At 49.1% G+C, this 12,751-nt stretch carries 6 protein-coding genes; all 6 read left to right on the forward strand.

Features of this window, described 5'->3' with window-relative positions; genetic code table 11:
- The first annotated feature begins 38 nt into the window (after positions 1-38).
- The 6 genes from PMG71_RS01520 (at position 39) to PMG71_RS01545 (ending at position 12,608) form a co-directional block, all read left to right on the forward strand.
- Positions 39-2,030: a methyl-accepting chemotaxis protein gene (locus tag PMG71_RS01520; RefSeq protein WP_283751870.1), complete on the forward strand. Its 1,992-nt coding sequence runs from the start codon at positions 39-41 to the stop codon at positions 2,028-2,030.
- A gap of 22 nt (positions 2,031-2,052) precedes the next feature.
- Positions 2,053-5,256 (forward strand): HEAT repeat domain-containing protein, encoded by a 3,204-nt coding sequence (locus PMG71_RS01525; RefSeq protein ID WP_283751871.1) that lies wholly within the window; start codon positions 2,053-2,055, stop codon positions 5,254-5,256.
- Between the two features lie 63 nt (positions 5,257-5,319).
- Positions 5,320-6,201 carry a CheR family methyltransferase gene (locus tag PMG71_RS01530; RefSeq protein WP_283751872.1) on the forward strand — a complete coding sequence of 294 codons (882 nt, stop codon included), beginning with the start codon at positions 5,320-5,322 and terminating at the stop codon, positions 6,199-6,201.
- A gap of 24 nt (positions 6,202-6,225) precedes the next feature.
- Entirely contained in the window at positions 6,226-7,302 is a 1,077-nt protein-coding gene (locus PMG71_RS01535) for a protein-glutamate methylesterase/protein-glutamine glutaminase (protein ID WP_283751873.1), read from the forward strand.
- Positions 7,303-7,370: 68 nt separating this feature from the next.
- Positions 7,371-7,997, forward strand: a complete 627-nt coding sequence (locus PMG71_RS01540; protein WP_283751874.1) for a hypothetical protein — start codon at positions 7,371-7,373, stop codon at positions 7,995-7,997.
- A 660-nt stretch (positions 7,998-8,657) separates the two neighbouring features.
- Positions 8,658-12,608: a magnesium chelatase subunit H gene (locus PMG71_RS01545; RefSeq protein ID WP_347179172.1), complete on the forward strand. Its 3,951-nt coding sequence runs from the start codon at positions 8,658-8,660 to the stop codon at positions 12,606-12,608.
- Positions 12,609-12,751 lie beyond the last annotated feature (143 nt).

Below are 12,751 nucleotides of genomic sequence, written 5' to 3' on the forward strand. Positions count from 1 at the left end.
TTACCCTTTTGATTATTAATGACTCACCGGAGGTAAACATGGCCAAGAGCAAACCCAACCCGAAAAAGACCCCTTCCTCTATCTCCCTAGAAGCCGCCACTCAAATCCAAAGACTGGCCCAGGACATTGCCCTAGGAATGCAGCACCATAACCAGCGATTTCTAGAAAGCACTACTGCGATCGCCCAAATGGTAAAATCCCTCGAAGAAAGTGCTGGGCAAACCAACGAGGTAGCCCAATCTACAGAAGAAGTGGTATCCGGGATTAATGAAATGGCTGCCTCCATTGAAGAAGTCACTGCCAGTAGTAGTGAAGTCGCCACGGGATTAAATCAAATTACAGCCTCGATCAAAGAAAGTAATCAATCCACCCAATCCGTAGCTGTCAATACCCAGGATATGGCCACATCTGCAACCCAGGTGAGCGCCTCCATGACCCAAGTGGTTAGCAATATCAAAGGATTAACCGCCGATACCGAAAATCTAGCCGCTTCCGTCAATCAAACCGCCGCCTCCATTGAAGAAATGGGAGGTTCCATTCAAGGGGTGGCTGAAAACTCTGACGACCTCACGGCTGCTGCCGAACAAACCACAGCCTCCATCAATGAGATGGCTGCTTCCATTGAGCAAGTGTCAGCCACCACAGAGAATGTTAGCGCCACCGTTGAAGAGGTTTCTGGAGCCATTCAAGAGATGGCTGCCTCCATTGAAGGAGTTGCCCAAAATAGCCAACGAATTACCCAAGCGGCGAATACAGCCCAGCGCAATTCTGAAGATTTGGAGCAGTCTATTCGTTCAGTGACGGACTTGAGCCAAAAAGCCGATGGTATTACCCGGCGAGTGCGTCAAGATGCCGAAGAAGGCGGAACAACGGTAGAAAAAGCGATTCAGGGGTTAACGCGGGTGCGACAGTCCATGGTCAACACGGCTAATGTGATTCGGGATATGGGCGATCGCACCACTGAAATTAGTTCTATTGTCGATACCATTAACTTAATTGCCGAGCGGACTAATCTCTTATCCCTGAATGCCTCTATTGAAGCCGCCAGAGCTGGAGAAGCGGGGCGAGGGTTCGCCGTCGTTGCTGAAGAAATCCGCAATTTAGCCGATCGCGCCGCTACCGCCACCTCAGATATTGCTGCCATTATCAAAGCTTTGCAATCTGTGGTTCAAGATGCCGTCAAAACCTCAGAAGAGGGCTTAAGGGTGACCGAAGATAGCAGCCGTTTAGCGGAAGAAGGAGTCACCGCCTTGGGTAAAATCCTCTCTGGAGTAGAAGAAACCACTCATTTAGTCAGTCAAATTGCTAACTCATCTCAAGAACAAAGCCATTTAGGGAAACAGGTGGTTGATTCCATCAATACGACCGCTTTGCAAGCCAAAGAAGTGGCGGTGGCCACCAGTGACCAGTCGAAAGCCGCGTCCGCGATCGTGCAATCGACTGAACATATGCGGCAAATTACCCAACAGGTCACTAAGGCGATGAATGAACAGGCTAAGGCAGCCAGGGATGTAATTAAAGCGGCTCAAAATACCAGCCATCTGGCCGGACAAGTGAGAAAAGCCACCTCAGAACAGGCCCGTGGAGCCTCCCAGGTGATGCAAGCCGTAGAAAGTATGCGGCGCGGGATGTCTAATACCTATAAAGTCTTGGCCGAGCAATCCCAAGGAGCCGATCAAATTCAGAAAGAAATGGAGAGGTTATCGCGTTTAATTAATAGCATTAGTGACTCCATGGGAGGACAATCCCAAAATGTCCAACAGATTACTAATGCCATTGACAGTATGCGATCGCAATCCGATCAGGTGGCCAAAGCCATGACCGAACAAGCCAGAGCCGTGCGGGATATGAGCCAGACCACAGAACGAATTGCCAAGCAAGTGAACTGGATTGCCAAAGCCAATCAAGAACACTCGAATGTTTCCAAACAATTAGCCCAAATTCTAGATACCATGGGAGACTCTGGCGATCGCACCTCAGATTCCCTGCAACAACTACAAACGATAACCGCCCAACAACTCGGTCGCTAGTCCTCTCCTCCCCCATTGACCTATGACTATCAGTATATTCACCACCGATACCGAATTAAAAATTCGTTCTTGGGATAACCAATTAACGGATATGACTGGGTTAACTGCCAGTGAAGCCCTGAACCGGCCTCTGGTAGAAATTATTCCCGACTTAGAAACCAGAGGACTAGATAAGCACTTCTTGAGGGTACTCAAACATGGAGTGATTGAAACCCTAGCCCCTGCCTTACACCATTATCTTATTCCTTGTGATTCCCCCATCCCTTCCCAGTATTTCGATCGGATGCAGCAGCGAGTCACCATTGTCCCCCTACGAGAAGGAGAGAAAATCGTGGGTACATTGGTAACCTTAGAAGATGTAACCGCTCGACTGATCGAAGAAAAACAAATGAGTGCCGAATCTTCCGAGCTGGTTAACCCCTTCTCTACCTTGCTGTCTCAGGAGCGGGGAACCTCCTCTTGGGAAGTGCTGGCCGAGCGAAGAAAGGCGATCGAGCAATGCCAAAGGTCTCCAGAAATTACCCGTCAGGTGGTGGATGTCTTGCGTCAGGAACACCGCAATCCCACCCTCTTAAATAGTGTATTATCGGTCTTGAGCAAGAGCCAGATCGATCCTTCCCCAGTGTTGTGGGAATGTCTAAAAGATCCCGATCCCGAACTGCGAATTTATGCGGCTCTGGCTCTTGGCAATCGCCATCATCCCGGTTCCGTGGCTCCCCTGATCGAGGCCTTAGATGATCCAGACAAAAATGTGGTTTATCAAGCCATTGAGTCCTTGGGTAAACTCAAAGCCAGTGCCGCCATAGATAAATTAGTCGAAATTGCCCAGTCGGAGGATTTTTTCCTTGCCTTTGGAGCCTTTGATGCTCTAATGCAAATGGACGATCCGGAGGTCACTCCCCGATTAATTCCCCTGCTGGTTCGTACCCTCAACTGGCGAGTCAGGCGGGAAGCAGTGGATAAAATAGCTCTCCAGGGTAGCAGCGATCTGACGAATTCCTTACTGAATCTACTCCGGCAACAACACCGGAATCCGAATGTTCTTAACAGCGTGCTTCAGGTCTTAATCCTGGGTGATGTTGACCCGATTCCCCCCTTGGTGGAATGCCTACAAGATCCCCATGATGCGGATTTGCGTACCTATGCGGCCGGTGCATTGGGCGATCGCGCCGATCCTAGAGCGATCGCCCCCTTGATGGTAGCCTTGAAAGACCCCCACCCCAATGTCCAATATCATGCCATTGAAGCCTTGGGACGGCTTAAAGCCAATGAAGCGGTAGACCCGTTGCTAGAGATCGCTACCCAAGAGGACTTTTTCCTGGCCTTTCCGGCTCTGTGCAGCCTGACTCAAATTGGAGAGCGAGCGATCGCCTATCGTTTGGTTCCCCTGCTCGATGACCCCCTACTGGCTCCCCAAGCGGCGGAAACCTTGGGCGTTCTCGGAGATGTGGATGTGGTGACCCCCCTAGTACAACACCTCTGCGAACCGGGAGCGAGTGTATCGAGTTTAGCGACGGCGATCGCCAGTATTGCCCATCGCTATGACCAAACCCATCAAATGACCACCATCAGTGATGAGATCCGACAAACCCTCAATGAAGAAGGGGCCCAGGCTCTGATGAAAGAGGCTCTACAGGCAGAGGCAGAAAGTTTGCCCGCCCTGCTCCTCTGTTTAGGGGCTGTCCCTCCCGCCTATCGCGCCCTTGTTGCGCCCGCCTTCACCTCCCTGCTCTCCAATGAACGGGTGCGCGATACCTGTATTCAAATCTTGGTGGGGTATGGTTCCCTAGGAAGTGAACTGCTTTTAGAGACATTGCCCCAACTGGATTTAGAAGGACAAAAAGCGGCGGTAGTGGCTCTGGGTCGCATTGGCGATCCCTTAGCGAGTGCTAAACTACAGCAAATGCTCGAAGAAACCGATGTAGAGCTGGTGAGGGCGGCTACGGCTGCCCTAGCCCAAATTGGCGATCGCGGGGCCACCGAATCCCTATTATCTCTATTGGGTCATGAGGATGGAGCCGTGCGCCTAGGGGCGATCGCCGCCCTCAACTCCTGTCGGCCTCCCCATCTAGCCGAGCAGATCCAAATCCGGCTCACCGATCCCAATCCTACGGTTCGCGAATGTGCCGTGAAAATTGCCGGTTATTTTGCCTTTCCTGAAGCCATTGATGTACTCATTGAGTGCCTTAAAGACCCAGAGGAAAAGGTCAGGCGCTCGGCGATCGAACATTTGCCCTATCTGGATCATCCCCAAGCCACCGAATACTTGATCCAAGCCTTAGCCGAGGAAACCCCCGCTTGTCGTGCTGCCGCAGCTCGCGCTTTAGGAGAGGTGGACATGGCGAGCCACTCCAATGGACATCAAGGTACAGATGCAAAAGACCCCCTAGTGGCCCTACAAAAGTCCCTGGTAGACCCAGAAGAATGGGTTCGGTATAGTGCCCTGCGATCGATCGGCAAGTTAGCCAGGGATGGAGACCGGTTAGATCTCGACACCCTTTTGATTGATTTAGCCCGAAACGATCCCTGTATTAGTGTCCGCGCAGCAGCCACAGAATGCTTGGGTCAGGTTGCCCCATCGAGTATTGGAGCATTAACTGAGTTAGCTCAATCTGAACATACGGATGTGGCGCGAGCGGCTTTGATTGCTTTAGGGCGTTTAGACACCAGCGAGGCAATTACCCCCTTACTGAATGCTCTTAATTCTCCCGATCCCGAACGTCGCTTAGATGCCTTACAAGCTTTTCGAGAGCGAGGCGGCCAAGAAGCTGGGGTGGCCCTGCAATGGATGGCCGCCGCCGATCCGGAAGAGCGGGTGACCTTAGCAGCGATTGAGACCTTGGGACGTTTGGGGGGCCAAGAGGCGATCGCCTCCTTACTCGAACTTACCCTCGATCCGGGCAATCGCCACTTCTGTATTCAAGTCCTCAGTCGTCAGGGGACGCTCAAGGAAGATTATATTGACGCGATCGCTGCTGGCCTTCATCATGCCCATAGTCAAGTCCGGTGTAGTGCCGTGGAAGTCCTCAAACGTCTTCAACATCCCTATGCCTCAGAATTTTTGATTGTGGCTTTGGGTGACTCCGATGAGTCAGTGCGTTTGGCAGCAGTCGAAGCCTTAAGCTATCTGGGTAATCAGACTTGTCAGCCTCAGCTCTTCGTGTTGGCTCGTACCGATCCCTCTGTGGCGGTTCGTCGGGCAGCTCAAAAAGCCATTCACCAGTAAAGGAGAACGCCCGATTGATAGCATCTTATGGATGGGAAAAATTTGGCTTTGTGATTGGAAACCATGATCTTTTCAACTCATGTTTTTGAAATGCCTGACAGTACCTTTGTGATTTTAAGAAATTTAATTCACGAACGTACCGGCATTTATTACGATCAGTGCAAACAAGACTTGTTAGCTGATAAATTATCCCCTAGACTCTTAGAACAAGGGCTTCATTCATTTCTCGATTACTATTACCTCTTGAAATATGACACAAGCGCCCGTCAAGAATGGCAAGAGTTGGTGAATACAATTACTGTACCGGAAACATTTTTTTGGCGCGAATTCGATCAAATTGAGGTGTTGCTCCAACGCCTTATCGATCGGTATTTAGAGCAACAGAAAAAGACGGGATTATCTTATAGTTATGGCTATCCCCTGAAAATCTGGAGTGCGGCCTGCTCTACAGGTGAAGAGCCATTAACAATTGCTATGGCGTTAGAGGAAGCAGGATGGTTCAATCGGCTACCCATTGAAATTTATGCTACGGATATCTCATCACGGGCGATCGCTAAAGCGAAGAAGGGATTATATCGCGAGCATTCGTTTCGAGCTTTATCTCCAACCTTGAAACAAAAATATTTTGTATCCGAAGAGCAACAATGGCGTATCGATCCCGATCTTCACAGTAGAATTCGCTGGAAAACTGCCAATTTATTAAATCCTGATGAATTGGTCTTATTTAGCAACATTCCTTTTATCTTTTGCCGCAATGTGTTCATTTATTTTTCTCCAGAATCCATTCAAAAAACCGTGATGATGTTTTTTGAAAAAATGCCTGAAAATGGATATTTATTCTTGGGATCTTCAGAGTCTATCCTGAAACTCAATACTCCATTTAAAATTTGTGAAATCAATAAATCATTCATTTATGTGAAAAATCAAAAACAAGAAAACGGTTAAAATTTAGCGATCGCCATGAAAATTATGCCAGAACAAACAACCCACTTAATTAAGGTCTTAGTAGTCGATGATTCAGCCTATGTTCGTAAGGTCATCAAAAAAATGCTATCGAGTAGCCCATTTATTGAAGTCGTTGGCATTGCCCATGATGGTGAAGATGCTTTAGAACAAGTTGCTAAACACGATCCCGATGTTGTCACCTTAGACTTAATTATGCCCGGCATCGATGGAATTGATTTTATTCGCCAACAAATGCTGCGTAAAGTGATTCCGATCGTGATTGTTAGTATTGCTGATGAAGGAGGGCAAAAGGTTTTAGATGCCTTGGATGCCGGAGCCGTGGACTTTATTCATAAACCCACCGCCTTAGCCACGGATAAAATCTATGAAATTCAAGATGATCTGATTCAGAAGGTCAAAAAAGCGGCTAAATTACCCTTGAATCCCTATCCCCCAGCCCTGAGTCATGCGACTCCAAAGTTACCCCATTCTAGGGAACTCATTCCTTCAACAATTCCCCGATTTGATATCGTTTTAATTGGCATTTCTACTGGTGGCCCCCAAGCCCTAACCTATCTCATTCCCCAGTTTTCTGAAGATTTTCCTGTGCCGATCGCCGTTGTTTTGCATATGCCCAAAGGCTATACCAAACTCTATGCTGAACGGTTGAATAATTATTCTTCTCTAGAGGTCATCGAAGCCCATAATGGGGATGCGGTTATACCTGGACGGGTTATGATTGCTACTGCTGGATATCATTTAGGCTTTGAGCGTAACCGGGAAGGCATAGTAGTGGCCAAACTGCAATCTAAGCCCTTTGATTTACCCCATCGTCCTTCCGTTGATGTCTTATTTCAGTCGGGTGCTGAAATTTATGGCGATCGCACTTTGGGGGTTGTGATGACGGGTATGGGATCGGATGGGAAACAAGGTGCGGCCGAAATCAAATCCCATGGGGGGATGATTATCACCGAATCTGAGTCAAGCTGTGTGGTATATGGAATGCCTCGTTCCGTAGTTGAAGCGGGTCTGAGCGATCGCAGTGTTGCTCTAAAATCTATTCCAGAGACCATCTATCAACTGCTCTTTAGTCGTCCATAAAATGATAAAATTATTACCAGTTATCCGGGGACTCTCTTAGCACCAATACAGATTAACAGGGGAATCATATGCTATTAACTGAACATCAAAAATATGCCTTAATGGAGTTTATGACTCTGGCTCTCTCAGACAAAAGTGCTTTTTTGCTGTCAGATTTGATGGATTTTCCAGTCAGTTTGGATGTTTCTGATGTTTGCCTGAATTCTTTAGTTCTTCTTTCTCAGGAGTGGTCGGAAACTTTTGAGCATCCAGTGGTCTGTGTGCATCAAAAATTTGAAAATTCTATGGCTGGAGATGCATTATTTGTTCTCGATTATGCCTCAGCGATTCAGTTGGCTGATTTAGGAAACCCTAATGGGAAATCCTTGAGTCCTAATTTGACGGTTTCTGGCTGTGAAGTATTAACAGAAATTGGCAATGTGATGCTCAATACTTATTTGGCGATGTTAAGTCATCTGCGAGGAGGACAACTTTGTTTTTCGATTCCTTCTTTTAATATTGAAGAAGTATCGAAATTACTGAATACCTTAATTGCCAGCCGCAATGAATTGAGGTATGCATTGGTTCTTAAAGCCAACTTTACGATTGCCCGTCAATCTGTTTTTAGTTATCTGATTTTAGTGACTGGGGTAACGTCTTTAGTCTGCCTAATTAAAGGTATTGAGGCATCCTATGAAATGCTCATGCCTAGATAGTGAATCATGGATCATTCACGGGTTTTAGTTAGGGCATTTATCATGATTGATCCTGTTTGTCAATAGACTAAAAGGAGAGTCCCCTGAATTTGGGGTAAGATATATCAATAAATATTAAGAAATTGTCAAATTGCTTATAAAATTAGGTTAGATAGACGCAAAAATACTTATTAAATTCAGGGAGTTCGCCAGAGGGCCAGGGGTAACACCCATCCTATGGGTTAGAACTCTGTCGATGGAGAGCGCCGGACTGTTTGGCCCTCCAGACGGGTTAAAATTGCTGAAAGCGTCCGATCCACGTTACCCTGACAGGTTGTGGGCAAAAAAGACGACCCAGACCCCATATTCTGGGGTAATGAGTAGGGGTATCTTAACTATTTATTTGCTGTTTCGAGTCTCTTATAGTGGCTCGGAAACTCCCCCCTAGTCGGAATCATATTCATGTCGGCAGCGAGCCGAAATACATACAAAGGGAATAAGGATCATAGAGGAACCTCCAATATGTACACCCAGGTTAAATCAAACATTCGTCGGGTAACCGTACCAGAAACAGAGCCAGCTAATGGCATGGATGGGGAAACCCTAAAGGCGATCGCCGAAGAACTGATCGCCCAAGAGACTCTAGACCGCTCACCTGAGCTTGAGTCCGTACCCCCAGCCATGGATAAAGCTGCCGCCAATGGGCGCAAAATTATCAAAATTGTGTACATCGTCATGGAGGCACAATACCAAAGTGCCCTCACCCAAGCGGCTCAAACCATTAACCGCAGCGCGGCTAAACATAAAAATCAAGTGGGCATCGAGTTAAGTGGGTACTTGATTGAAGAGCTACGCAACCCGGAAAACTATGCGGAGTTTGAGCGGGATATGGAAACGGCCAATATTTTTATTGGCTCCTTGATTTTCATTGAGGATCTGGCCGATCGCATTGTCGCCACAGTTGCCCCCCATCGCGATCGCCTGGATGCGGCGGTGATCTTCCCTTCTATGCCTCAAGTGATGCGCCTGAATAAGCTGGGTAGCTTTAGTATGGCTCAGTTGGGACAGTCGAAGAGTGCGATCGCCTCATTCATGAAAAAACGCAAAGAGTCGAGCGGTTCCTCCTTCCAAGACGGAATGCTCAAACTCCTGCGTACCCTGCCCAAAGTCCTGAAATACATGCCCATCGAAAAGGCTCAGGACGCTCGCAACTTCATGCTCTCGTTCCAATATTGGCTGGGTGGCTCTCCCGAAAATCTAACCAACTTCCTGCTGATGTTGGCTGATAAATATATCCTTGAAGGCGATCGGAAATTAAGCTACGAAGACCCCGTAGTTTATCCAGACATGGGCATCTGGCATCCCATGGCTCCGAAAATGTTTGAAGACCAACAGGAATATTGGCAGTGGTACAACAGCCGGGATGATATCGATGATGACCTCAAAGACCCCCTCGCTCCCTGTGTGGGTCTGGTGTTGCAGCGCTCTCACCTGGTTACCGGTGATGATGCCCATTATGTGGCCATTGTTCAGGAACTCGAATGTCGAGGAGCCAGGGTGATCGGTACATTTGCCGGGGGCTTGGACTTCTCTAAACCCGTGGATGCTTATTTCTGGAATCAACGCACCCAGAAACCCATCGTCGATACAGTCATTTCTTTAACTGGGTTTGCCCTGGTGGGTGGGCCCGCTCGTCAAGACCATCCCAAAGCGATAGAAAGCCTCAAACGCCTGAACCGGCCGTACATGGTGGCTCTTCCTTTGGTCTTCCAAACGACGGAGGAATGGGAAGCTTCAGAACTGGGACTGCACCCGGTACAGGTGGCGCTGCAAATTGCAATTCCGGAATTGGATGGAGCCATTGAGCCGATCATCCTTTCGGGAAGAGATGGAGCCACTGGAAAGGCGATCGCCCTCCAAGACCGGATCGAGTCCGTTGCTGCTCGCGCCCTCAAATGGGCTAACCTGCGCCGCAAACCCAAGCTAGAGAAGAAAGTCGCCATCACTGTCTTTAGTTTCCCCCCCGATAAAGGGAATGTGGGAACGGCAGCTTATTTAGATGTATTTGGCAGCATCTACGAGGTGGTTCGCGCCCTCCGAGACAATGGTTACGATATTGGCGAACTGCCTGAATCTCCCAAAGACCTGATGGAAGCGGTGATCCACGATGCCAGCGCTCAGTATGCTTCCCCAGAGTTAAACATTGCCTATCGTATGGGTGTACCGGAATACGAGAAACTGACCCCCTACTCCGAGCGCCTAGAGGAAAACTGGGGGCCGCCTCCGGGACACTTGAACAGCGACGGTCAAAACCTGCTGGTGTATGGGAAACATTTCGGCAACCTGTTTATTGGCGTACAGCCCACGTTTGGTTATGAAGGTGACCCCATGCGGCTGCTGTTCTCCCGGTCTGCGTCTCCCCACCATGGCTTTGCCGCTTACTACACCTACCTGGAGCAAATCTGGGGCGCGGATGCGGTGCTGCACTTCGGAACCCATGGCTCCCTGGAGTTTATGCCAGGGAAACAGATGGGAATGTCGGGCGAGTGTTACCCGGATAATCTGATTGGTTCGATTCCTAACCTCTACTACTACGCAGCCAATAATCCCTCGGAGGCGACGATCGCCAAACGCAGAGGTTATGCAGCCACCATTTCCTATCTGACTCCCCCAGCCGAAAATGCAGGCTTGTATAGAGGTTTAGCTGAACTGAGCGAGTTAATTGGCTCCTATCAACAGCTCAAGGAGACCCCCAGGGGCGAACAAATTGTACTGACAATTATCGAGAAATGCCGCCAGGTGAATCTGGAGCAGGATATTGCTCTACCTGATGAGGGGACGACGTTATCGGCTGACGAACGGGATAATCTTGTGGGTCAGGTGTACAACAAACTGATGGAGATTGAGTCGCGGTTGTTACCCTGTGGCTTGCATGTCGTCGGGAAACCACCGACAGCGACCGAGGCGATCGCCACCCTGGTCAATATCTCCAACATCGATCGCCCCGAAGACGGCATCGAAAGCCTGCCCCGGATTATTGCCCGCAGCATCGACCGCGACATCGACCAAATCTATGAAAGCAGCGATTTAGGCGTACTTGAAGACGTAGAACTCTATAACAACATTGTTCAAGCCACCCGCGCCGCCGTCACTGCCCTCGTGGAAGAACAAACCAACGCCGAAGGTCGAGTATCCCTCGTCTCCAAGTTGAACTTCTTCAACATGGGTAAAAAAGCACCTTGGGTGGCTAAACTCCATGAGTTGGGCTACACCAACGTCGATGAAGACAGCCTCAAGACCCTGATGGAATACCTAGAATTCTGTCTCGAACAGGTCTGTGCCGATAACGAACTGGGTGGTCTACTTGCTGCTCTTGAAGGTCAATATATCCTCCCCGGGCCCGGTGGTGACCCCATCCGCAACCCCGACGTATTGCCCACGGGTAAAAATATTCACGCCCTCGATCCCCAGTCCATTCCCACGGAAGCCGCCATTAAGTCCGCTAAACGGGTAGTAGACCAACTCCTAGAGCGCCATAAAGCCACCAACAACGGCCAACTTCCCGAAACCATTGCCACCGTTCTCTGGGGAACGGATAATATCAAGACTTTTGGTGAATCTTTAGCGCAAATTCTCTGGTTTGTGGGGGCGAAACCCGTTCCCGATGCTCTTGGACGGGTGAATAAGCTAGAGTTACTTTCCCTAGAAGAATTGGGACGGCCCCGGATTGATGTGGTGGTCAACTGCTCTGGAGTGTTCCGAGATCTGTTTGTCAATCAGATGGCACTGATGGATAAAGCAGTAAAAATGGCTGCCGAAGCAGATGAACCGGTAGAGATGAATTTTGTCCGCAAACATGCCATGCAGCAAGCGGAAGAGTTAGGCATTAACCTACGGCAAGCGGCGAGTCGGATTTATTCTAATGCCAGTGGTTCCTATTCCTCTAATGTGAATTTGGCGGTAGAAAACTCCTCTTGGGAAGAAGAGTCCGAACTTCAGGAAATGTATCTTAACCGGAAATCCTTCGCCTTTGATGCCGATAACCCTGGCATTATGAAGGAAAGCCGTCAGGTGTTCGAGTCTTCCCTCAAGAGTGCTGAGGTCACGTTCCAGAACTTAGACTCGTCTGAAATTAGTTTGACCGATGTTTCCCACTATTTCGACAGCGACCCCACCAAAGTGGTGAGTTCCCTGCGAAAAGATGGCAAACAACCGGCGGCCTACATTGCCGATACCACCACCGCTAAAGGTCAGGTGCGCTCCTTATCCGAAACCGTGCGCCTGGATGCGCGGACAAAACTGCTCAATCCCAAATGGTACGAGGGAATGCTCTCCCACGGCTATGAAGGGGTGCGGGAGTTGTCCAAGCGTCTGGTGAATACTTCGGGATGGAGTGCTACTGCGGGAGCCGTGGATAACTGGGTGTATGAGGAAACCAACGACACATTCATCAAGGATGAAGCTATGTGTCAACGGTTGCTCAACCTCAATCCCCATTCCTTCCGCAAAGTGGTTAGCACCCTCCTAGAGGTGAATGGTCGCGGATACTGGGAAACCAGCGAGGAAAACCTCGACCGTCTGCGCCAGTTGTATCAAGAGGCAGAAGACCGCATTGAAGGGATTGATGATTAGATTTTGATCCCCCCTATCCCCCCTTTTTAAGGGGGGAAATCAAGAAAGTCCCCCTTGAAAAGGGGAATTTTCCGCAAGCGGACATGAAAGGGGGATCGAGCCAATCATCGTAGGGTGGGCAGGAGGACAGTTGTAGAATTTGA

The sequence above is a fragment of the Roseofilum acuticapitatum BLCC-M154 genome, assembly GCF_030068475.1.
Lineage (GTDB): Bacteria > Cyanobacteriota > Cyanobacteriia > Cyanobacteriales > Desertifilaceae > Roseofilum > Roseofilum acuticapitatum.